Origin of the sequence: Paenibacillus paludis (assembly GCF_042610515.1) — a bacterium.
GTDB lineage: Bacteria > Bacillota > Bacilli > Paenibacillales > Paenibacillaceae > Paenibacillus_AQ.
The window spans coordinates 24,124-47,745 of the sequence record NZ_JBGJZP010000012.1 but is presented as its reverse complement, the minus strand read 5'-3'; the positions used below and the strand labels follow the sequence as shown (position 1 = coordinate 47,745).

Here is a 23,622-nt window from a genome sequence, read left to right as displayed (position 1 = left end):
TGAACCAGGACAGCACAGCCGTTTGTATGTGCAACAAAACTTACAGCAGAATCCGTTCCCGCCGGCGGGCAGAATCGAGACAGGTCTCAATCAGCCGCATATTCAGCACCGGATCATCTGCAGCTACTCTGGGTTTAACCCCGGAAACGGCGGCCGCAAAATTATCGGCCTGCCAGACATAAGGATTCGCGCCGGTAGCTTCGATCACCTTCGCTTCGCCGCCCGTATGCAGGATGAATTCCGCATCTTCAAATCTCGCATTGAACGGCATCGGAATTTCAATCCGGCCTTCCGTGCCGAGTACCTCCAGCAGCTGGCGGTTGTAGGCCCACATCCCGCAGTCGAAGATCAGGCTTACTCCGCCTGGAAACTCAACCAGACCTGAAGCCATCATATCCACATTGTCATGCTCCGGGGAGAAAATCGCTTGTACCGTTACCGCTTCCGGCTCCGCAGCGAACAGCATACGCGCCGCGCTGAGCGGGTAACAGCCGACATCGTACAAAGAGCCCCCGCCCCAAGCCGATTTAAACCGGATATTTGTCGTATCCCCGGCATCATTATATGTAAATGTTCCGCGGATCGAACGCAGCTCACCGATTTCTCCCCGGGCGATAATGTCCTGCAGCTCGGCAATCCGCGGATGATGCCGGTACATGTAGGCCTCAGCCAGATGAACACCGGCCTTCCGGCATGCATCTACCATCTCTGCCGCCTCAGCACTGTTAAGCGCAATAGGCTTCTCACAGAGCACATGCTTGCCAGCTTCCGCAGCGCGGATGACCCATTCCCGGTGAAGATGATTCGGAAGCGGAATATAGACCGCATCAATATCCTGATCCGCAAGCAGCTCCTCATAGCTACCGTAGGCCTTCTCTATCCCAAACTCCGCAGCCACGGCACTGCTTTTCTCCAGTCCACGGCTCGCTACTGCTGCGATGATGCCGGATTCCGATTCCTGAATTGCCGGCATGACCGAATTTGTGGCAATCTGGGCACATCCCATAATTCCCCAACGAAGTTTCTGCGCCATAGATGTACACCTTCCTTGTATTAGATTGTCTATTTATACCTATAAACACCATATCATAGAATAAGGTTTATCTCTATTTACAGAGGTAGGATGATGTTATGAGGTAATCCAAATATCCAGCACAACGGCCAGTCCAAGCACAATAACGCGGGCCATGCTCATCAGCACAAAATTTTTGACTGCCAGGATAAAGGTCGTTTCCTTCTCCTGCTTCTCATAAAACAGGGCAATATTGCGGCGCAGCGGAATCAGCGTCAGCAGCAGCAGCACAACCAGAACAGGATGGATGCCAAGCAGCAGCAGCACGATCAAATCCAGAAAGGAGACATAGTAGAGAAGCTTAAACAGCAGCAGCGCATTGCTGCGGCCGATGTAGACGGGCAGTGTATACCTGCGGTTCTCCATATCATCCTCAATATCGCAGATGTTGTTCGCCAGCATAATTCCGGCAATTCCCAGAATCGCCGGCACCGAAAACCAGAATAGATACAGGACCTCCACAAAGTTGATATGCAGATCAATCCAGCCTTCCCGGAACAGCAGGGTAACAACACTCTGCTCGGAATGGATGTAAGCCGAAATGAAGATGATGACAAAGCCCATAAACAGGCCTGAGAACAGCTCACCCAGCGGCATCCGCGAGATCGGTATCGGCCCGAATGAATACAAGATCCCGATCAGGAAGGATAATCCGCCGAGCAGAAATATGATCAGACCGGTCTGGGAGACAAGCGCAATCCCGCCCCCGACCGCAAGCACCAGCAGGATAATAATCGTCGCCACCACAGTGCTTTCTTTGAGCTTGTAATGAACAATGGCATTATGGGTCTCATAGCCGTAACCGTGGGTTTTGGCCGCTTTTTTGAAATCGTAATAGTTGTTAATTGCCGTTGTCGCCATATCGAAGCTTAGCAGGGACACGAACATGAGCGCAAAACGCAGAAGATAAAAATCCTCAAACCGGTACAGGGCATACAATGACCCGAGCAGAAACGGGATAACACTAGCCACCTTGGTCGGCAGCTCTACAAATCTCAGGAAACTTTTCACATTCAAGGCGATCCACCCTCATCTGTCAATTAAGCACGGTTATTGTGCGGATGTTGTTATGGTCAGCGGAGACCATTCGGCGATGACTGTCTGGCCATGGGCGGACACACTGCCTTCGGGCGTGAGGTCCTTCTCGGTCATAATGCCCAGCGCTACAGTGAAGCTGTTGAATTTGATCGGCACATGCTGCTCGCGCCGCACCTCTTTGCCGTTGACATAGAACACAGCCTCATCGTTCCCGCGGTTATAGGTAATCTTATATGTGTTGAATTCACGCGGTTTGAAGTCCGTATCTTCCTTGAATATGCAGAAGTATTTCGTTCCGCCGGTTTCGGGAACCTGCACGCCCGGGAAAGGCAGAACTCCGTAGACACTGGCATATTTGTCGTTTCCGGCAAAGAAATCAAGCGCCGCACCTGTCGTGAAATCAAGCAGATTCAGCGAAACATAACCGTCATACAGATCTCCGGGTGCCGTACCCTGCGTGCGGGCGCGAATCTGCAGCTCGAAGCTGATCTCTCCGCTCTCCGGCACCTCGACCGGCTGAGCCGAATAATACATATGCTTGGCATTGTCGAGAATCTGCACCTGGTTGTTCTGGCGGGACAGCTGGGCCCGCACATACAGATAGCCATTGCGTACAATCACAACAGCCTCCGGCTCACGGTAAGCCCAGAAAGAGCCGTCCGGCAAGGTGAATCCTCCGGTCTTCCAGACCTTGCCCTCCGACAAAATAGTATGAAAGTCTCCCAGTACGATCGGGCTATTCTGTGCAGCCTGTGTATCTTCATTGCTTGTTTTGTTCTTGTCCATGGGGTTCACTCTCTTTCTATCATCTAATCTTCAGCAATTTTTACATAAAGCCTTGAATAAGCAGTGCTACCGCCATAATTGTACCGCAGCGCACGGAGGCCTGCTGCGAGGCGCCCATCAGCGGCAGATAAGCTGGTGAAGCATTTTGCGGCTGCAGGCCGCGGTATACATGCACCGGCGCAACCGCAGTGAGCAGTGCGAGCAGCGCATAAACCGGAAGCACGCCAAAGCCCACGCAGACGATCAGAGAAGCGTAGGAAGTATAAAGCAGCACACGCGAGAAGATCAGCGACTTGCGCTCTCCCCAGACGACAACAAGCGTACGCTTGCCTGCCTGCTCGTCCGCTTTCCAGTGCAGAAAATGATGGTTGAACAGCAGCAGCGTCGTCAGAAGCCCAACCGGAACCGAAAGCAGTACCGGCTTCAGGCTGAATTCGCCGGTCTGCACGAAATAAGAGCCGAGTACAGGCATAATGCCAAACGCAACGAAGATGGCGAATTCACTGTAGCCCTTGCCCCGGTACCCAAAACGCAGCGGTGGAGCGACATAGAAATAGGCGATAAGTGCCCCTACCGCTACAAACCAGAGAATCTCCCAGCCGCTATAAATACTGAGCACCGCGCCGCAAAACACGGCGACTGCAAGCAAGCTCCAGGTCAATACTGCGAAAACTGTTTCCGAGAGCAGACCTCCGGACAAAAAACCGGAGTTTGTGGAAATCATCCCCGGTGTATTTTTTGCCTCCATATCGGTCCCATTGCGAAAGTCCCATAAATCATTCACCATGTTGGAGAACAGATGCGCGGATATTGCACCGATGATCGTTATAACAAACAAAAACGGATGGAATTCTCCCCCCCATACATATGCCCCGACAGTTCCCAAGACAACCGGTATGAGCATAACTGGGATGGTTCCAAACCGTGTAGCTTTCTTAAAAAATATCCATTTGTTCATACCCAAGCTGGTCCCCTTCTATTATAATGTGATAATTATTATTGCTTATATATTATACATCAAATTTCGACAGTTAGGGTAGAAAAGCGCTGCAAAATATTCCCTAATCATGGTACACTGGTTTTAATGGTACTTATTTCCTATGAAGTTTATAGATACTAAGGGGAGCAACATGAAGCTGCGCAAAAAATTAGTGATCTTCATCTGTGTTGTTGCACTATTCGGCTTAGGGCTGACTTATCTGCTCCTGCACCTGATTCTGCTGGGCCGCTTCGAGAAGCTGGATGAAGCCGCACTGCGGTACAAGCTGGAGAATGCCGTCTCTTCTTATCAGAATGAGCTGCAGAGTATGAAGACCCAGTTGCTCAAATATTCAGTTTGGGATGAAACCTACCGGTTTGCGGAATCCACGGACCCCGCAGATTCTATTAGTGATGCCTACCTAAGCAGTAACTATAGCCGGACAACTTATGAGATTAACCATTTTGATATGATGGCCCTGCTGAACCCTTCGGGCACCCCCTTGTACGGTGGCACTTACAACACAGACTCCCGCAGCATAACTCCGCTAACAACAGAAATTATCGACTTATTCAGGGATATTCATCAACGGCTGCCGGAATTTTCGGGCGCAGAGGACAGCACAAGCGGCATTGTATTACTGGATAAAGGGCCTATGCTGATCACCCTCACCCCTATTGTGAACAGTGACAAAACAAAACCGGTTGTTGGAACTGCTGTAGCCGGCAGAATGCTGCTGCAGGAGCAGATCACACAAATCTGGAACGAGACACCGTCCACCATCCAGATCACTCCAGTGAACCCCGGCAGACTCGCGGAGAGCAAAACCAGCAATATCTGGATGAGCTCTGCCTCGAACAACGTGATATCCATTCACACAACTATATATGACCTGTTCGGCAACCCCGGTGTGGTTCTCACCCTCAAGCATCCGCGGCAGATTTACTTAAGCGGCCTACAGTCGATCACCAGCTTCCAGTGGTGTTTCTTTGCCGTCAGTATGCTGATGTGTGTGGCCAGTCTCCTCTTCGTCAATCGCTCTATCCTTGGAAGAATGTCCTTGCTGACCCGGAATATCCGGGCTATCGGCAACAGCAAGGATCTATCCATCCGGATCGGCCCTTCCGGCAAAGACGAATTCAGCGATGTGGAGCAGGAGTTCAACCGGATGATTGATTCCTTGGAGCAGGCGCAGGAAGAGCTGCAGCTGCAAGCGATGCTTGACCCTCTGACTCAGCTGCCCAACCGTTCGCTGTTCTTCACGAAGCTTAATGAAGCGATTGCTTCAATTAAGGGAACCGGCAGACAGCTCGGGCTGGTATTTATTGATCTGGATCACTTCAAGACCGTAAACGATACACTCGGCCACGACTTCGGTGACTCCATGCTGAAAGAGATCGCTTTGCGGATTTCCCAAGTTATCGGACGTGATGATGTGGTGTCCCGTCTGGGCGGCGACGAGTTCACCATCCTGCTCGCCGACATTCCCGATTCGGACAGCATTTCCGAGCAGCTGCTGCGCATACGGGAGACGCTGTCGCTGCCCCACCACATACAGGGACATCTCCTCTACAATACGGCCAGCATTGGCGTCAGCATCTATCCGCAGAACGGAGAAGACGCCGATTTCCTGGTCAAACAGGCCGATCTGGCCATGTTCCATGTCAAAGAAACAGGCCGCAACAACATTTTTCAATACTCTGAGGATCTCGAAGAAAGTATCCGCCGCAAAAATGTACTCTCCCAGCTGCTGCTCTCAGCAGCCGTGAATCATGAGTTTGAAGTCCATTATCAGCCGATCCTCAGCTCCGGCAACCTGAAGGTTTCGAAGCTGGAGGCGCTGCTGCGCTGGACAAGCCCTGCATACGGCCCTATCTCGCCCGGTGAGTTTATCCCGCTCGCCGAAACCAGCGGCTCTATTGTAAACATCGGGAGCTGGGTGCTGCGGCAAGTCTGCTCCGATCTGCGTACTTTCCGGCAGAATGGGCTGGAGCTGACCGTGGCGGTCAACATTTCCGCCATGCAGCTGATGCAGCCGGGACTGTCTGAGCTGCTGCTGGAGCTGCTCCATGAATACGGGCTGCCCAGCTCAAGCCTGGAGCTGGAGATTACGGAGAGCGTACTGGTGTCGGGCGACAGCATTTTCCATTCGCTGCAACAGCTCAGGGGAAACGGGTTCCGCATTTCCCTGGACGACTTTGGCACAGGCTTCTCTTCCCTTAGTTACCTGCGGCGCTTTCCCGTTGATGTAATCAAAATCGACCGTTCTTTTGTTTCCCAGATGACACTGGGCCCGCAGGGTGACGTGCTGATCAAGGCCATTATCGAGCTTAGCCATACCCTCGGGCTGCAGGTAGTCTCCGAAGGGATCGAGCTGGAAGAGCAGTTCGACATGCTGCGCCATCTGGGCAGTGATGAGCTGCAGGGCTACTATATAAGCAGGCCGGTAAAATTCCAGGATATCCCTGACTTTTTAACGCAAAATAATCTCCTTTACCACAATAAATGAGCACTCTTTTTTTGTAGGCAAGCTCAAAACGATATGATATGATAGGCAAGCTGATCACAGCACCCATTTCCGGGTGCTGTGATCCTATGCGAACACTTATGAAAATTGGAGGCTTTAATTGCTATGTCAGCGCAACCGCAAACACAATCCGTCAAAATCGTCACTGCCGACCCCAGCGCCATCGGCTTGTTCGGATTGGCTATCGTCACCTTGGTCGCTTCTTCACAAAAGCTCGAAATTACAACAGATCTCAGCTACTGTATTCCATGGGCTATATTCCTCGGAGCCTTCGCCCAGCTGTTCGCTTCTATCCAGGATGCCAAACACAACAACACCTTCGGGATGACCGCTTTTGGCGCTTATGCGTTCTTCTGGTTCGGCATGGCCGCAAGCTGGCTGATCAAGCTAGGTGTATTCGGTACCGTTCTGGCAGAAGGCGTTGATCCCAAACAGCTCGGCTTTGTTTTTGCGGGTTATTTGGTCTTCACGCTGTTCATGACCCTCGGCGCTGTGGAAGCCAATAGAGTGCTGCTTGTTATTTTTATACTGATCGATTTCCTGTTCCTCGGCTTGACCTTTGATGCGTTCGGAGTGGCTGCGGAATTCTTCCACAAGCTGGCTGCCGTATCGGAACTGGCCATCGGTATCGTATCACTGTACGGCTGCGGCGCATCTGTGCTCAACGCTCATTTCGGCCGCACGTTCCTGCCAATCGGTGCACCGCTGGGTATTTTCAAGAAATAACCCCGTCTCTTCACTTACACAAAATCCATAATGTACTCATTTCTAGAGCAACGGATAAATACAGGCTGCCTTTAGGCGGAACGTATTTATCCGTTTTGGATTTTATAGGGTTCTTGTTAGGTTTTTCCTTGCACAAAGGCGATAAAAATGACATGCTTAAGAAACACCCACGACATATCTCGACATTTTTCTGCGGTGCTGGAACAGCTTCTAATGATTTATATATATAATGTTGAATTACGGGTATCGGAGGCATTCCATGGCTTTCTTTAATAAAAAGCCTTTAACGATCATCCTCGGCTTCTTAGTCGTACTGCAGCTCTCTCTGTTCTATTATTACTCCTTATCAGTGAACCGGGAATACCGGGCTGAAAAAGCCGACTTGTCCTCAAAGGCAGTCATGTTATCATCGAACATTGAAGAGAAGGTTTCGATTGTCAAAGGTGTTAGCTCTTTTATTCAAACGGTCGGCTTTGATGCTGAGCCAGCGCTTATTAATCAATATTTAATGAAGGCTTATAACAATTCAAGCAATATTATGAATATTATGATCGCTCCGGACGGCCTCATCCGTTATCTCTATCCTCTCTCAGGCAATACAGCGATTCTTAATAAAAGTCTCCTGCTCGATCCTAACTTGTCCTCGCCCGGTTTGATTCAAGAAACGATCACTTCCCGGGGCATTACGGTGGACGGTCCCCGGACACTTGCCCAGGGCACCCCCGGCATGGTGATCAGGCAAGCTATTTATAACGGCAACTCATTCTCCGGCATCGTTTCCGTCACACTGAAGATCGATGATATTGAGAACCAGCTGCTGCTTAAAGACTCCCCCGTGTACGTAACAGATGAAGATCATACCTTTTTGTTTGGCAATCAAGCCCACGGGAACGAAGAGCAGGTCACGGTCCCCATTGAAATTAAAAATCAGCATTGGCTGATGGGAATCCCTTTTTCTTCGCACAAGAAATGGGAGATCTTCCGCAGCATCCTGTGGATCGACATTTCCTTTCTGCTCGTTATGGCCTTTATTCTCTATATCTTCTGGCATCAGGGCCGGTTCAACCGTGAACTGGAACGCGTGGTCAGTATCCGCACCCGGGATCTCCGAATATCCAAACGGCGGTATGAAAAACTTGCCCATTACGACAGTTTGACGGAAATTCCGAACCGGCGTTACTTCATGGATGAATTCGGGCGGCTGCTGCAATGCGCCGAGCCTACGCAGACCTATACGCTGTTCTTTTTTGACCTGAACCGGTTCAAGGAGATCAATGATACTCTCGGCCACTCCACGGGCGATCAGGTCATCAAGACACTGGCCAGCCGGCTGAAGGACAGCGGTCTGCCCTTTAAGCTGTTCGCGCGCACCGGCGGCGATGAATTCGTGATGATCTTCTCCAATTTGCCGCGGGAGCAGATCCCGGAAATTGCCGGGCATATCAGCCTGCTGATCTCGGAAACACTGCTGATTGCCGGGGCATATTTAAGTCTATCGACCAGCATAGGGATCTCTCTTTATCCGGAGCATTCCCTCCACAAGGAGGATTTGCTGAAATTCGCCGACATGTCCATGTATCAGGCAAAGTCGCAGGAAGACAGCAATTATTTTGTGTTCGACTGGGAGCTGCGCGAGAAGCTAGAGCAGAAGACCATGATCTCCAAGTACCTGCATTCCGCGCTGGAGCGCGAAGAATTTGTTCTCCATTATCAGCCGCAGATCAATGCCGTGACCGGCCAAATGGTTGGCATGGAGGCCTTGATCCGCTGGAATCATCCGGAGAAGGGACTGATCGGGCCCGGAGCCTTCATCGCTGCTGTGGAAGACGCCGGGCTAATGATTCAGCTCACCGACTGGGTGCTGCAGGAAGTATGCCGCCAGCTCTGCGAATGGAGAACGATGGGCATGCCGCTGCTGCGGACATCCATCAATATCTCCAACAGCTGGTTCTATAACCGGAATCTGATAGAGAACCTGCTTGGCGTGCTTGAGCAATATGGGCTGGAGACGAATATGCTGGAATTCGAGATCACGGAAAGCACCGCCCTGCTGGAGGAGCATTATCCGCTGCTGCAGCAGATGCGCGACCATGGGATTGTCGTTTCGATTGACGACTTTGGTACCAAATATTCTTCACTGAACTATTTGAAGCATTTTCCTGTCAACAAGATCAAGATTGACCGCACCTTCATCACCGGCATTGGTGTCAGCTCCATTGATGAGACGATTATTAAGTCAATTGTTTATGTCGCCTCCCAGCTTGGTTATGACCTGATTGCGGAAGGCGTAGAGACGCCTGAACAGGCCCAGTTCCTGATTAAGCATGACTGCCCTTATATCCAGGGATTTCTTTATTTCCCTCCGCTTCCTGCGGATGAGATCTTCAAGCTTGCTTCCTGATGTTGCCCGGGAAGATACTGTACCATATGTCTTAGGCTCCCTTTGGGGAGCTTTTTCTGTACTATATATAATAAGTAAGCACTACCGGAGGTGGGATTCTGTGAAAAATGAAAAGGCCTTAGGGGTGTATGGCTTCCGCTTTAGCGAGCCGGAGCAGTTGCCGCTCTGCAACCTCTTTGCAGTCGGGCATGAGATTGTGAGTGATGCTTCTTACCACTGGAATGGAATGGAGCGCCGTGACGGGCCCCTGTTACTCTTCCAATATACAGTTGATGGCGCAGGGGGCTTCAGCACGGAACACGAGAGCTTCAAAATCAGCTCCGGGCGGGCATTTCTGGCTGAAATTCCCAGCATCCACAGCTATTATTATCCCGGCGGTTCCCAGCCGTGGGAGTTTTATTTCCTGCTCTTCAGGCCGCAGCTGGTACAGCCCCTCTGGGAGGAGATCAAGGCCAAGCTCGGTCCGGCTCCGGTCATCGACGCGGGAAGCCTGCCCATCCGCATGCTGCGGGATATTACCCGGGAAGCCCATAGCGGAAAAATTACCGATCCTTACATTGCCTCCTCGCTGCTGTATCAATTCATGATGGAGCTCGGCAGACTGTCCTCCAGCGGGCCGCGCCATGAAACGGAATGGCCGGCGGCGGTTAGGGATGCCGTTAATTTTATCGAAGGCCATTACAACTCCATGATTGGCCAGGAAGAGCTTGCGGAGAAGCTCGGGCTTTCCAAATTCCATCTGCTGCGGACATTCAGCAAATATGTCGGTGTAACACCCAATGAATACCTGAACCGCATCCGTATCGAGCGGGCGGTGGACCTGCTGCGGACGACAGACCACAGTATTGAGGCCATCGCGGTTCAGGTCGGATATTCCACCGGAAGCTATTTCATCAAAGTGTTTCACAAGCTGACGGGACAAACGCCTGGCAATTTCCGCACCGGAAACGGCAGTCTTCAGTATAACCGTTTGTTCTTCAGCTAAATTCCCGACATGCGCAATTTTGTGCTATCGAGACAACTATTTTACTGTAGAAATGGGTTTTGAAAGTGTTTTATGATGGATCTGTTAGAGCAAGTTTATTCTACAACCCCTTCCGGGGTTTAAGGAGCGAGATCATCATAATGAGTCACTTACAGTATGCGAAAACACCGCCTATGGGCTGGAACAGCTGGGATTGCTATGGAGCTGCAGTTACGGAACAGGAAATCCGCGGAAATGCTGAATATATGGCGGCGAACCTGAAGTCCTTCGGCTGGGAATATGTCGTTGTGGATATTCAGTGGTATGAGCCGGGGGCAATTTCTTCGCAGTACCGTCCTTTTGTTCCGCTGAAAATGGACGAATATTCCCGGCTGATGCCGGCAGTGAACCGTTTCCCCTCGGCAGAAGGCGGCAAGGGGTTTCTCCCTTTGTCTGATTATGTACACAGTCTGGGCCTTAAATTCGGCATTCATCTGATGCGCGGAATTCCAAGACAGGCGGCGCATGCCGCCACCCCGGTCAAAGGTTCAACGGCGACCGCCCGGGACATCGCCCACCCCAACTCCATCTGTCCCTGGAACACCGATATGTATGGGGTTGATGCTGCCAAGGAAGGCGCCCAGGCGTACTACAATTCCCTCTTTGAGCTGTATGCCGAATGGGGCGTAGACTTTGTGAAGGTGGATGACATTGCTGCGTCCAGACTGTATGATACACACCAGCCCGAGATTGAGCTGATCCAGAATGCGATCCGGCACTGCGGACGCCCGATGGTCCTAAGCCTCTCCCCGGGACCGGCACCGGTTTCTTATGGAGATTTCCTCGGCCAACACGCCAATATGTGGCGGATCACCGATGACTTCTGGGATCATTGGGACCTGCTCCTGGATATGTTTGACCGCTGTGAGGCGTGGGCAGGCAAAGCCGAAGCCGGCAGCTGGCCGGATTGCGACATGCTGCCACTGGGCCATATCGGCATCCGCTCCGTAGACGGCGGCGGCGCTGACCGCTGGACTCGCTTCACGCCTGATGAGCAGGTCACCATGATGACCTTGTGGAGCATCTTCCGCTCGCCCCTGTTCTTCGGCGGCGAACTTCGCGATAACGACGCTTGGACCCTTTCCTTGCTGACCAACCCAGATGTACTGGAGATGCACCGCAACAGCAAAGGCGCACGCCTCATCAGCCGGGCAGGAGACCGCGTGGTCTGGACGGCGGAAGGAGACTCCGGGTGCCGCTATGCCGCGATGTTTAATACCGGTGAAACCAACCAGAAGGTCAGCGTAACTCTCGCGGAGCTGGGCCTTGAGAGACCAGTCACTGCCAAGGAGCTTTGGAGCGGGGCGGAGGTTGGCCCCATGCAAGACGAGCTCGCTTGCGAGATTGCTCCGCATGGCGCAGTACTGTATCGTCTGGCGTAGCTCCCGCTGCAGCGATAACAGGCAGGATGGAATAACAGTTGAATGAACCAAGTGATTCATCTTACGGCAGACCCGGATTAACGGGCCTGCCGTTTTGCTGCGGATATATGCCGGGAAATCGAACCAGCCATAGCACATCCCCTCGCAGGACAGTCACAGGATAGATCCAATCGAGTCAATCCCCTATACGCCTAGCGGCATTTGGAACATCCTGTGACAGCAGGCATACTTCTCCTCGCGGTAACCATACTAAGGTCATTCTATGAAGTGACGGAGGAATGCAGCGATGGGCAAAAAGATGAATCTGCTGATGTTCAGCGGGGAATATGACAAAGCAATGGCCGGGTTGATCCTGGCCAATACCGCAAGGGATATTGAGGTTGAGGTCACAATGTTTTTCGCCTTTTGGGGCCTTTTTCTGGTCCGCGACCCGGAGAAGATGACACTTGAGGATAAGACAATTTATGAAAAGCTGATGGATGTCATTACACCGAAGGGACCTCAGCACCTCCCGCTTTCGCGGATGAACTTCAGCGGCCTTGGACGGATGATGCTGGAGGAAATGATGGAGGATCAGGGTGCGCCGAAGCTGATTCATTTTCTCAAGGGTGCCCGCAAAAAAAATATTAAATTCTACGCCTGCAAGCTGTCCGTAGAGATCATGGGCTTTAAGCCGGAGGAGTTTCTGCCCGAGGTGGAGATCATTGATGCGGCCACCTATCTAAAGGATGCGCTGGAAAGCGACATGCAGCTATTTATTTAGAGGAGCTCCTCAATGAATGCAGACAATAGGCTTTAACCCATTGCCTCCACCGGGCATATACTGAGCCTGGGAATATAACCCCACTCTTAATTAGCAAGAAGAAACGGCCGTGACGTCCTTTGTGAGGGGGCGTGATCCGTATCTTGCGAGAAATCACCGGGCTGGAGGGATTGTCTGTGCTGAGCATCAACCACGCTTCTTCTGCGGAGGAGCCCGCTTCACTGCAAGAGCATTTCGCAACGTTTCGCGAGCATACCATCGGCAACCGGCATTCTATCTCCACGCCTTATGGACGGCAGCCGCTGCTGTATGCCGACTGGACCGCCAGCGGGCGCTTGTATGAGCCGATTGAGCGCAAAATGCAGGAGACGTTCGGCCCCTATGTCAGCAATCCGCATACCGAGTCCAATACGACCGGTTTAACTATAACACTGGCCTATGCCGAGGCGCAGAACATCATTAAGCGGCATGTTCATGCCGGGCCGGGAGACGCCCTGCTCTTCTGCGGCAACGGCACAACCGGAGCAGTGAACAAGCTGCTGCGGCTGATGGGCCTAAAGCTGCCGGAATGGATGCGGGATCATTACCTCTGTCTTCCAGAGGAACGCCCGGTTATCTTCATCAGCCACATGGAGCATCATTCCAACCTGCTGCCTTGGCAGGAGGGCATCGGCGACGTGGTCACCGTACCGGCCGGAGCGGATGGAAGCATGGACCTCCGGCAGTTGGAGGAGCTGCTGATCCGCTACCGGAACCGCCGCTTCAAGATCGGCTCCTTTACCGCCTGCTCCAACGTAACCGGCATACAGACCCCGTACCACAAGCTCGCTGCGGCGATGCACCGGCACGGAGGCCTCTGTTTTGTCGATTTTGCCGCCAGCGCGGCTTATGAAGAGATCGACATGCATCCTGCCTCCCCGCTGGAGAGGCTCGATGCCATCTTCTTCTCTCCCCATAAATTCCTTGGAGGCCCCGGTTCAAGCGGGGTGCTGGTATTCGATGCCACGCTTTGCAGGGGCCAGCTCCCGGATGAGCCCGGCGGCGGCACGGTGGTCTGGGTCAATCCCTGGGGCGGACGCCGCTACATAGATGAAGTGGAGGTCCGCGAGGACGGTGGAACACCGGGGTTCCTGCAGGCCTTCCGCACAGCGCTCTGCCTGAAACTGAAGGAGAAGATGAATGGCGACGGGCAGTTCATGATGCGGAGGGAACAGGAACTGTGCCGCCAGCTTCTGACCGGGCTTGCCGGAATCCCCGGATGTTACATCCTGGCGGGTGATCATAACAAACGCCACGGCATCGTATCCTTTATCTTGAAGGACATCCATTACAACCTGGCCGTTAAGCTGCTGAATGACCGTTTTGGCATTCAGGCCCGCGGAGGCTGCTCCTGCGCCGGCCCCTACGGACATTATCTGCTTGGACTTGACGCCAAGCATTCCCAGCATTTCATTCAGGCGATTCAGGCCGGAGACCAGTCTTTGAAGCCGGGTTGGACCCGCCTTTCGCTGCACCCCATCATGACAGACCGCGATGTCCAAACGATCATCTCTGCAGTGCAGAGCATTGTCCGCCATATAGAGGAATGGAGACAGGATTACCGCTATAACGCCTCTACAAACAGCTGGGTTCATGTCAGCGGAAACCATGAGACCGATGCTGACATCAGCGGACTATTCGTGGTGTGAAGAATTCCCTGCGGCTAGCGGCTTCTCCTGTCCCCGCGCCGCCCGGGCAAACCGGGCCTCTATGGCCTTGACGCACCATAGGGAAACACCGATGAACAGCAGCACATAGATGATCTCCCACGGATTGCGGATAAACCGATCCAAGTCATTTCCGATATAGGAAACTGCAAACACCATGATGGCTTTGCCTGCACACAAAGCGAGCAGATAAGACCGCAGGCGCATGCCGGCAAGACCGGCTGCCATATTGATGACCACGAAAGGCCCTACCGGAAATATACTGAGCAGGAAGACATAACTGAACCCGCTCTGGCGGACCCACGTCATGCTTCTCGCTACTTTTGGCCGCTGCGCCCACTTCCGCAGATAGCGGTGGGACGCAATTTTGCGGATAATCATAAACGTGGTCACACAACCGGCAACCAGCCCGATCCAGGAATACAGGAATCCGAGCCATAAGCCATAAACCGCACCGTTTAATCCCACAATCGCAATCGTAGGCAGCGGCGGTACAAAAGATTTCATAAAAGTCAGCCCGATCCCGGGCAGCGGCCCGAGCGAGCGGTACTGCTCCAGCAACAGCCGCAGACGTTCCTCTGTCAGCCATGATACCGTATCCAGAAAGTACATACCCTCCCGCACTCCTCATCCTTGCTAAATTTGAGTCTGTATAATTTGTGGCGCCGAGCCTCAATTATACAATACATTTGCGTAGGATTGCCTTTTCTGTTGGCAGCATCCCGTTCTTCTTGTACTATGTTGCTATGATTATCAATGTAAAGGGGAGAGATTCATGTTAATGCCATCGGGACTGCTGGATATACGGAAAACTGTGCTTCAAGATTTGGATTTCGTCCTGGCTGCTGAGCAGGCCGAATCTAATCGCCGCTTTATCGGACAATGGAGCAGGGAACAGCATGATGCAGCACTACAGGACGAGGACATTCTGCATCTCATCACCCAGGATAAATCCGGGGAACAAGCAGGCTATGTGATTATAACGGGGCTGCAGGACCCTAATCTTAGTGTCTGCATTAAGCGGCTTGTCATACAGACCAAGGAACGAGGCTACGGAAAAACAACCCTCTCACTGCTGACGGATTGGATCTTCGCCCAAACCGAAACCCACCGGCTGTGGCTGGACGTTAAAGAACATAACTCCAGAGCCCGTCATGTCTATGAAGGTGCAGGGTTCACACTGGAAGGCACACTTAGGGACTGTATAAAGACTGGGGATTCTTTTGAGTCGCTGCACATCATGTCGATTCTGCGGTCCGAGTATTTGGACAAGCTATCGCTGCAGGCATAGTCTTCTTGGCGCTAATTCCCTCTGCAGCCTTTAGCAGGGCAAGTTCTCTACATAAGTCTGCCGGACTGCACAAAAAAGACTGCCGGATAGGAGCCAATGTTTCTTGGCCTACCGGCAGTTTTTTTGACACGCGGACCCTGTATCTTAGAATTGTCGCGCCTTACGTATGCGTTTCTATGGGGGCGGCCGGTCTCTGACCCGATAAAACCGCCGTCGTCACATGCTTGCGCGCATCCGCCGTCAGCAGCTGCAGCTCCACCGGCACCCTGCCCGGGCTGCTGTGAATAAATTTTACCCTGGCACCGTCCAAATCCTCTTCAATACTGACGATGGAGTAGCCTTGCAGCAGCAAAGCGTCAATCTCCTGCCGCTCTTGGTCAAACTCATCAAATGCAGACATCTCAGACCACTCCTCCGCTGATTTCCGCTTTGGCCGGACGCGGCGCTTCTGCTGCAAACCGTTTGCGGTGCAGGTATTTGCCGGAACCCGCCCGCCCGACAAATTGCTTGTCGCGGATCACGAATTCACCCCGGCTGAGTACGGATACCGGTTCGCCTTTAATCTCAAAGCCTTCAAACGCGTTGTAATCAACGTTCATATGATGGGTTTCAGCAGAAAGTGTTCTTTCCACCGACGGGTCGAAAATCACGATGTCTGCATCGCTGCCCACAGCTATGGTACCCTTTTGCGGAAATAGGCCAAACAGCTTGGCGCTGGAGGTCGAGATGATATCCACGAATTTATTAAGCGAAATCCGCCCCTTCTGTACCCCTTCGGAGTAGAGCAGGCTGAACCGGTCTTCAATCGTCGGCCCGCCGTTCGGGATCTTGGAGAAGTCGCCCAGACCCAGATCCTTCTGTCCCTTGAAGTCAAAGGAGCACTGATCGGAACCGATCGTTTGCAGCGTGCCGCTCCACAGCGCATCCCACAGCACCTCCTGGTTCCACTGCTCACGCAGCGGCGGGGACCAGACATATTTGGCGCCTTCAAAATCCGGCTTCGCAAGCGCGGTCTGATCCAGCACCAGATATTGCGGGCAGGTTTCACCGTAGACACGCAGCCCCTTCTTGCGGGCTTCGGCAATCTTCCAGGCCGCTTCAGCGCAGGTGACATGTACGACATACAGCTGCGAATCGGTCAGCTCCGTCAGGTAAGCGGCCCGGCCCGTGGCTTCGCCCTCCAGCTCCGGGGGGCGGGTCAGCGCATGGTAGATCGGATCGGTGTTGCCTGCGGCCAGAGCCTGCTCCACCAGATATTCGATCACATCGCCGTTCTCGGCATGGACCATAACGAGTGCGCCTTCCCGCTTGGCCGCCTGCAAAGTCTTGTACAGCACGCCGTCATCGGCCTGAAAAGTGTTCTTATAGGCCATGAACACCTTCAGCGAAGTGATGCCTTCGTCTTCAATAATTTGCGGCAGCTCGCCCAGCACCTTGTCATTCAGCTCCGAAACCATCAAATGAAAGCTGTAATCAATCACCGCTTTATCCTGTGATTTGTTATGCCAGGTATCGACAGCCCGCTGAAGCGGCTGGCCTTTGGTCGTCAGGCAGAAGTCGATGACCGTTGTCGTTCCGCCATAGGCGGCGGCAATCGTGCCGGTCTCGAAGTCATCAGCCGTCACGGTTCCCCCGAAAGGCATATCCAGATGTGTATGGGGATCTATCCCTCCCGGAAAGACATAACAGCCGGAAGCGTCAATAATCTCCGCACCCGTCGCTTCCAGATTCAGCCCTATTCCGGTAATAATGCCGTTCTCAAACAGCACATCTCCCGTATAAGTATCCGCTGCGGTAACGATAATACCATTTTTGATTATCTTCTTCATGCTAGACCACCTCCGCTTCTGAATACGAGCCGTTCAAGCCGCTGATGACCTTCTGACGCTGATTCCAGGTCAGAGGTGCCGCGCCGCTGTCCAAGGCAACCATATCAATGGCTCCGTCTGCCGGGCAGACAATGGAGCACAAATTGCAGCCCACACAGTCTTCTTCACGCACTTGCAGAATCGCCTTTCCTGCGGCATCCGTTAACATGTCGATACATTGATGTGAAGCATCCTCGCAGGCAATATGGCATTTGTTGCAGTTGATGCAGTTCTCCTCGTTAATCCGTGCAACGACTTTATAGTTGAGGTCCAGATCACCCCAATTGGAGTACTTAGACACCGATTTACCGGTCAGCTCAGTGACCGAAGCCAGCCCTTTATCATCCAGATAATTGTTCAGGCCGTCGATCATCTCCTCGACGATCCGGAAGCCGTGATGCATAACTGCCGTGCAGACCTGAATGCCCGTAGAGCCCATCAGCATGAACTCAACCACATCCTGCCAGGTGGAGATGCCGCCAATTCCAGAGATCGGTACGCCAACTCCGCGGTCGCGGGCGCATTCGGCCACCATGCTGAGCGCAATCGGCTTCACCGCCGGGCCGCAATAACCGCCATGCGCGCCTTGGCCGCCGACATTCGGAATCGTGTTCCAGCTGTGAATGTCGACGCCGGCCAGGCTGTTGATCGTATTAATCAGGCTGATCGCATCGGCGCCGCCTTTGACGGCATGGCGGGCAACGACTGTAATATCCGTTATATTCGGGGTCAGTTTCACAATGACCGGCGTGGTCGCGACTTCTTTAACCCAGGTCGTCTGCGCCTGTACGAGGTCAGGCTGCTGGCCGGAGGCTGCGCCCATGCCGCGTTCCGCCATCCCGTGCGGGCAGCCAAAGTTAAGCTCCAGGCCGTCTACGCCGACAGCCTCTACCCGTTTGACGATTTCATGCCATTTGTCCTGCCTCGGTTCGACCATCAGGGAGGCAATAATCGCATGACCCGGAAACTTTTTCTTCGTTTCATAGATCTCCTTCAGGTTCACCTCAAGCGGGCGGTCCGTAATCAGCTCGATATTGTTGAAGCCCGCCACACGCTGACCGTTGAAATGCACGGCCGCAAACCGGGAGGAGGTGTTAATAATCGGATCACCGAGTGTCTTCCACACCGCCCCTCCCCAGCCGGCCTCGAACGCCCGCTGCACTTGATAGCCTGTATTGGTGGGCGGCGCAGACGCCAGCCAGAATGGATTAGGTGACTTGATACCTGCAAGATCAATACTCAAATCTGCCATTGATGTTCCCTCCCTGTCATATAAAGTCCGGTTGAAGCCGCCGGTCTTGTATTGCTTGGCACTCCCCGTTTAGACAGCAGAACCTGCCACGCTTTCCTGCAGACCCGACAATTGCTTCACAATAGCATAAGCAGCGTCTTTGCCCTGCTGGGCGGCGGATACGACCATCGCTTCGCCTTTGCCGGAACCAAACACAATATCACCGGCGGCATAAATCTGTGGATCGGACGTCCGTCCGGTCTTCTCATCAATTTTGACAACCCCATAGTTGTGCTCAAGACCGAGCGCTTCAATCAGGTCCAGCCGCCGCTTCTGTCCGATCGCCACCACAACCGCATCCACCGGTATCAGGAATTCAGAGCCCTCAACAGGCATCGGCGCAAGGCGGCCGTCTTTGCCGGTCTCCCCGGTCAGCTTCATCTGCACGCACTCCAGTGCCGTAACATTGCCGAGCTCGTCCCCGACAATACGCTTCGGTAAAGTCAGCCAGTTAAATTCCACACCTTCCTGCTTGGCAAATTCATATTCGAAATCGTAGGCCGTCATCTCCGAGCGCGTACGGCGGTAGACCATCTTCACATTCGATGCCCCCAGCCGCACCGAGCAGGTTGCCGCATCAATGGCCGTATTGCCTGCGCCGATGACAGCGACGCGCTGGCCCATCAGCTCCAGTGTCGGAATGCCTGTCTTGGTGGTTTCCACCAGCTCTATCGCATCGTATACCCCGGACAGCTTCTCACCTTCAATGCCAAGCGGAGGAACATACCCCATCCCTGCAGCCAGCACAATGGCATCATACTCCGCCTTCAGCTCCTCCACGGAGACGTCAACGCCAACCTTCGTTCCGGTGCGGATCTCCACGCCCAGCTGCTCCACCTGCTCCACTTCCCATAGCGATATAGACTGCGGCAGCCGGAAAGAGACAATACCATGTGTATCCAGCCCGCCGGCGAGCGGCTTCGCCTCATAGATCACCACCTGGAAGCCTTCACGCGCCAGCTCTCTAGCCGCAGACAGCCCGGCCGGACCGCTCCCGATGACAGCGACCTTTTTGTCATTAGGAGCACCGGCTTTGAATAACTGAACACCGCTGCTTATAGCCCAGTCCGTGGCATAACGCTGCAGCAGTCCGATCTGGATCGGTGCCGAAGCATCATTCAGAACGCATGCGCCTTCGCACAACTCCTCAGTTGGACAGACACGGGCGCAACTCGCACCTACAGGATTGGAGTCCATGATCGTCTGCGCTGAGCCTTTTAAATTATCGGTGGCGATCCGCTTAATAAAGGAAGGAATATTAATGCTGGTCGGGCAGGCTTTAATACAGGGGGCGTCATAACAATACAGACAACGGTTGGATTCTTCGATTGCACCTTTGCGGGTTAAACCCGGCTCAGCCTCGGCGAAGTTGCGCATGAACATATCAGGCGTAAACGTGGTTAACGGAGAAGAATGCTCCATCAGATCTCCCTCCTTCTGGACGAATGGTGTTCCCAGGCATTGCCGGATAAAAAATCACATTTTCATCATCGAAATCATCTTTGTGTTATATAATATAACATTATTCCAATGATCGCCTTAATATTTTACTTACTTATCAGGCTTAATGTAGTAAAATGGACAATAAACCAAAGGACCCATTCTATTTTCTTTCTAAACGAGTTATATTTCCTCACATATTATATTCAAACTATAGTCATTTTGATTTTTCGTTACATTAGACACATTGTCTAATTTCAAAAGTGTATTTTTTACCTGCCTGACGACATAGCGAGGGGGAAGCTTATGGATTGGGAACTTGTATTTACGGTCCGCGATGCGCTGAAAAGACCGCTGTTTGCGGAAGCGGAGCTTATAGGCGGAAAAAACGGCCTGAACCGGGCGATTCGCTGGGTGCATGTGCTGGAAAGTGCCAGTTTTGAAAGGCTGATTCACGGGGAAGAGATGATATTGACTACGGGGATGGGTGTAAGTGTTGATTTGCCTTCCTCCTTATCGTTTATGCACAATTTGATCGATAAGAATGCCGCCTGTTTGTGCATCGAGCTGGGAGAGTATTTCTGCAAAATCCCGCAGGAGATGATCGACCTGGCGAACAGCCACGATTTCCCGCTGATTATTTTCACCCGAACGGTACGTTTCGTGGATATCACGCTTGATCTGCATTCCCTCATCATCAACCGCCATCACCGCATGCTGCAGGAGCTGGAGAGCATCTCCCGTGAATTCCACCGCCTGACGCTGACTTCCCAAGGGACCCTTAAGGTTCTGCAGCTATTATGTAAAAGCACCCGCACGCAAATTGTATATATGCAGCTGCAGGGCAAACCCCTGTTCTTCCCGGCGCTGCCGCCCGAGGATCAGGCCCCATTGCTTCAGTTCTTCGAAGCCTTCAGTGAAGAGATGGAGGGCGTACAGCCCGATGCCGCACCTTACATCCGCGAATTCGGCCATAAGCTGATCGCGCTGAAGCCGGTGGGTGCGCTCGACCAGACCTGGGCTTATATCCTGATGGTCAGCAGCCACAAACCCCAGGAGTTCGACTGCCTGCTGCTGGATTCTGCCTCCCTGTCGATCGCCCAGGAGCTGCTGCGCACACGGTATATGGAGGAACGTAAGCTGTTCTCCGAGAACCTGTGGGTGGATGAGCTGATCAGCGGCCGCACCCAGGATGACAACCGGCTCAAGGGACTGGCGGGACCCGACTTTAATGTCGTGAATGAGCTGCCGTACCGCGTATGCCTGATTGAGATCGAGAATCCCCGCGATGTTAAATGGAACAGCTCGGAGAATGATTGGGAATCCATCACCTTCCATCTGTCGCTCATTCTCCGCTCCATCTTCGAGAAATACTCGCTGCGCCCGCTGATCACACTCAAGAACAACCGGCTCACTGTCATCGCGCTCGATATCCAGTCCAAGCTGCCCGGCAAGCTGCGGCTGCAGCAGGCGCTTGATTCCCTGCTGCATATCCGCTCCGACGAGAAATTGAAGGACCTGCAGCTCGTTATTGGAGTCAGCAAGTCCCACAGGGGCCTGAAACATGCCTATGCCGGTTATCAGGAAGCCGTACAAGCGCTGTCTCTCTATACTTGTTACCAGAAGTCTGTGTTGTTCTACGAAGAGCTCGGCGTATTCCAGCTGCTGCTGAACCTGAATGACGGCAAGACGCTGGAGAATTTCATCCGCAGCTATCTCGGCCCGCTGATCGATCACGACCAGTCTAAAGGGAGCGAGCTCCTGCTGACGCTTCGCGTCTATCTCGACCATGACGGCTCCAAGCAAATCGCCGCCCGCAATTTATTCATCGTCAGACAGTCGCTCTATTACCGGCTGGACAAAATCACTGAACTGCTGGGCGAAGACTTCATGCTGCCGGAGAACCGCATCTCCATCCAGGTCGCCCTGCGTGCCTACCAGTTCCTGTATCCGGAGAAATTCACTCTGCCCAGCTCCCGTTCAGCACAGCTTTGAACGTGTCGATTATAAACTGCACATCCTCATCGGTGGAGGATAACGGCGGTGCGAAGGTAAGCACATTATTGAATCCCGCCACCGTATCTCCGTTTTTGCCGATGATCAGCCCTTTGGATTTGCATTCGGCAATAATGCCTTTGACGACAGCCAGATCGGCAGGCTGCTTGGTGGCTTTATCTGCCACCAGCTCAATGCCGATGACCAGTCCAAAGCTGCGGACATTTCCTACCAGCTTGTGATCCCGCAGCCCGGAGAATGCACCTGCCAGCCTTTGCCCGAGGATTTCAGCACGCTCCACCAAATGCTCCTGCTCCAGAATCTCCAGGTTACGCAGCGCAAGCGCACAGGCCGCAGGATTGCCGCCGAACGTATTCACATGGCGGAAATATCCGTAATCATCACTGTTGTCCTTAAAGACCTCATAAATATCCTTTCGCACCGCCGTTGCCGACAGCGGAAGATAGGCGCTGGTCAGCCCTTTGGCCATCGTCACTATATCAGGTTTGATGCCGAAATTGTGATGGCCGAAGTTGCGGCCGGAACGCCCGAAGCCGCAGATGACCTCATCAATAATCAGCAGCACCCCATGCTTGCGGCAGATTTCCTGCACCCGGTCCATATACACCTGATGCGGCACAATGACTCCGCCTCCGGTAATTACCGGCTCCATAATTACCGCCGCAACCGTCTCTGCTCCCTCCCAGACAATCGTATCCTCAATGGCCTGCGCACACTGGAGGTTGAACGCCTCCACAGTCATGCCGTCAGGACGGCGGTAGCTGTCGGGCGGAGCCACATGGAGGAATCCGCCGGTCAGCGGCTCATATTTATATTTGCGCTGCGCCTGGCCGGTCGCTGACAGGGCGCCGAGCGAGCTGCCATGATAACCGCGGTAGCGGGCAATGAATTTATGCCGGTAATGCTGGCCGATTTGCTGCTGGTATTGGCGGGCCATTTTGAAGGCCGCTTCGTTCGCTTCCGATCCGCTATTGGAGAAGAAAATGACATAGTCGTCGCCCAGCCATTCATTCAACTTCTCGGCAAGCGCGATAGCCGGCCTGTGGCTCTGCGTGAGCGGAAAATAAGGCAGGGTGAGCAGCTGCTGATAGGCCGCATCGGCCAGCTCCTTGCGCCCATATCCGACATTGACGCACCACAGCCCGGACATCCCGTCCAGAAATTTATTCCCGTCAATATCGGTAACCCATGATCCGCTTGCCGTCGCCGCGATCATCGGCGGATGGCTCTCGCTGTAAGGTGTAATGTTATGCCATAGATACTGCTGATCTTTCTTGACGGCCAGCTCACTTTCGTTCTCCAGGCTCTGCAC

General features: G+C 53.1%; 19 protein-coding genes. 9 read left to right on the top strand and 10 right to left on the bottom strand.

What is annotated here, in order from left to right; translation table 11 throughout:
- Positions 1 to 40: 40 nt before the first annotated feature.
- The 4 genes from ACAN56_RS21835 to ACAN56_RS21820 all read right to left on the bottom strand — a co-directional run bounded on the left by ACAN56_RS21835 (position 41) and on the right by ACAN56_RS21820 (position 3,854).
- On the bottom strand, positions 41 to 1,033 hold the full coding sequence (locus tag ACAN56_RS21835; protein WP_379145732.1) for a Gfo/Idh/MocA family protein: 993 nt from the start codon (positions 1,031 to 1,033) through the stop codon (positions 41 to 43).
- 96 nt (positions 1,034 to 1,129) lie between these two features.
- On the bottom strand, positions 1,130 to 2,089 hold the full coding sequence (locus ACAN56_RS21830) for a prenyltransferase (protein WP_379145730.1): 960 nt from the start codon (positions 2,087 to 2,089) through the stop codon (positions 1,130 to 1,132).
- Positions 2,090 to 2,122: 33 nt separating this feature from the next.
- A complete protein-coding gene (locus ACAN56_RS21825) occupies positions 2,123 to 2,896 on the bottom strand; it encodes a DUF6081 family protein (protein ID WP_052092366.1) in 774 nt (257 codons plus the stop codon).
- Positions 2,897 to 2,936: 40 nt separating this feature from the next.
- The gene (locus ACAN56_RS21820; protein WP_379145729.1) at positions 2,937 to 3,854 is read right to left on the bottom strand and encodes a prenyltransferase; all 918 of its coding nucleotides are present in this window, start codon (positions 3,852 to 3,854) and stop codon (positions 2,937 to 2,939) included.
- Positions 3,855 to 4,026: 172 nt separating this feature from the next.
- Here ACAN56_RS21820 and ACAN56_RS21815 point away from each other — a divergent pair, with 172 nt between their 5' ends.
- The 7 genes from ACAN56_RS21815 to ACAN56_RS21785 all read left to right on the top strand — a co-directional run bounded on the left by ACAN56_RS21815 (position 4,027) and on the right by ACAN56_RS21785 (position 14,386).
- On the top strand, positions 4,027 to 6,384 hold the full coding sequence (locus ACAN56_RS21815) for an EAL domain-containing protein (RefSeq protein WP_379145728.1): 2,358 nt from the start codon (positions 4,027 to 4,029) through the stop codon (positions 6,382 to 6,384).
- A 123-nt stretch (positions 6,385 to 6,507) separates the two neighbouring features.
- Positions 6,508 to 7,128, top strand: a complete 621-nt coding sequence (locus ACAN56_RS21810) for an acetate uptake transporter (RefSeq protein WP_379145727.1) — start codon at positions 6,508 to 6,510, stop codon at positions 7,126 to 7,128.
- A gap of 259 nt (positions 7,129 to 7,387) precedes the next feature.
- Complete coding sequence (locus tag ACAN56_RS21805) at positions 7,388 to 9,529, top strand: bifunctional diguanylate cyclase/phosphodiesterase (protein WP_379145726.1); 2,142 nt, start codon at positions 7,388 to 7,390, stop codon at positions 9,527 to 9,529.
- Between the two features lie 100 nt (positions 9,530 to 9,629).
- Positions 9,630 to 10,514: an AraC family transcriptional regulator gene (locus tag ACAN56_RS21800; RefSeq protein ID WP_038597628.1), complete on the top strand. Its 885-nt coding sequence runs from the start codon at positions 9,630 to 9,632 to the stop codon at positions 10,512 to 10,514.
- Between the two features lie 140 nt (positions 10,515 to 10,654).
- Positions 10,655 to 11,935 (top strand): glycoside hydrolase family 27 protein, encoded by a 1,281-nt coding sequence (locus tag ACAN56_RS21795; protein WP_379145725.1) that lies wholly within the window; start codon positions 10,655 to 10,657, stop codon positions 11,933 to 11,935.
- A gap of 286 nt (positions 11,936 to 12,221) precedes the next feature.
- Positions 12,222 to 12,698 (top strand): DsrE/DsrF/DrsH-like family protein, encoded by a 477-nt coding sequence (locus ACAN56_RS21790; RefSeq protein ID WP_038597634.1) that lies wholly within the window; start codon positions 12,222 to 12,224, stop codon positions 12,696 to 12,698.
- 176 nt (positions 12,699 to 12,874) lie between these two features.
- Entirely contained in the window at positions 12,875 to 14,386 is a 1,512-nt protein-coding gene (locus ACAN56_RS21785) for an aminotransferase class V-fold PLP-dependent enzyme (protein ID WP_144024265.1), read from the top strand.
- Here ACAN56_RS21785 and ACAN56_RS21780 read toward each other — a convergent pair.
- Positions 14,372 to 15,016 (bottom strand): TVP38/TMEM64 family protein, encoded by a 645-nt coding sequence (locus ACAN56_RS21780; RefSeq protein WP_076109720.1) that lies wholly within the window; start codon positions 15,014 to 15,016, stop codon positions 14,372 to 14,374. The two genes, ACAN56_RS21785 and ACAN56_RS21780, sit on opposite strands and share 15 nt — an antisense overlap.
- Before the next feature lie 163 nt (positions 15,017 to 15,179).
- On the opposite strand from ACAN56_RS21780, the gene ACAN56_RS21775 reads away from it, so the two are divergent.
- On the top strand, positions 15,180 to 15,695 hold the full coding sequence (locus tag ACAN56_RS21775; RefSeq protein ID WP_379145724.1) for a GNAT family N-acetyltransferase: 516 nt from the start codon (positions 15,180 to 15,182) through the stop codon (positions 15,693 to 15,695).
- Positions 15,696 to 15,855: 160 nt separating this feature from the next.
- On the opposite strand, the gene ACAN56_RS21770 is transcribed toward ACAN56_RS21775, so the two are convergent.
- The 4 genes from ACAN56_RS21770 to ACAN56_RS21755 form a co-directional block, all read right to left on the bottom strand.
- A complete protein-coding gene (locus ACAN56_RS21770; protein WP_038597644.1) occupies positions 15,856 to 16,095 on the bottom strand; it encodes a hypothetical protein in 240 nt (79 codons plus the stop codon).
- 1 nt (position 16,096) lies between these two features.
- A complete protein-coding gene (gene hydA / locus ACAN56_RS21765; RefSeq protein ID WP_379145722.1) occupies positions 16,097 to 17,524 on the bottom strand; it encodes a dihydropyrimidinase in 1,428 nt (475 codons plus the stop codon).
- A 1-nt stretch (position 17,525) separates the two neighbouring features.
- The gene (preA, locus tag ACAN56_RS21760; RefSeq protein ID WP_379145720.1) at positions 17,526 to 18,815 is read right to left on the bottom strand and encodes an NAD-dependent dihydropyrimidine dehydrogenase subunit PreA; all 1,290 of its coding nucleotides are present in this window, start codon (positions 18,813 to 18,815) and stop codon (positions 17,526 to 17,528) included.
- Positions 18,816 to 18,884: 69 nt separating this feature from the next.
- On the bottom strand, positions 18,885 to 20,276 hold the full coding sequence (locus ACAN56_RS21755; RefSeq protein ID WP_379145719.1) for an NAD(P)-dependent oxidoreductase: 1,392 nt from the start codon (positions 20,274 to 20,276) through the stop codon (positions 18,885 to 18,887).
- 324 nt (positions 20,277 to 20,600) lie between these two features.
- On the opposite strand from ACAN56_RS21755, the gene ACAN56_RS21750 reads away from it, so the two are divergent.
- Positions 20,601 to 22,289, top strand: a complete 1,689-nt coding sequence (locus ACAN56_RS21750; protein WP_038597653.1) for a PucR family transcriptional regulator — start codon at positions 20,601 to 20,603, stop codon at positions 22,287 to 22,289.
- On the opposite strand, the gene ACAN56_RS21745 is transcribed toward ACAN56_RS21750, so the two are convergent.
- Complete coding sequence (locus ACAN56_RS21745; protein WP_379145718.1) at positions 22,255 to 23,622, bottom strand: aspartate aminotransferase family protein; 1,368 nt, start codon at positions 23,620 to 23,622, stop codon at positions 22,255 to 22,257. The two genes, ACAN56_RS21750 and ACAN56_RS21745, sit on opposite strands and share 35 nt — an antisense overlap.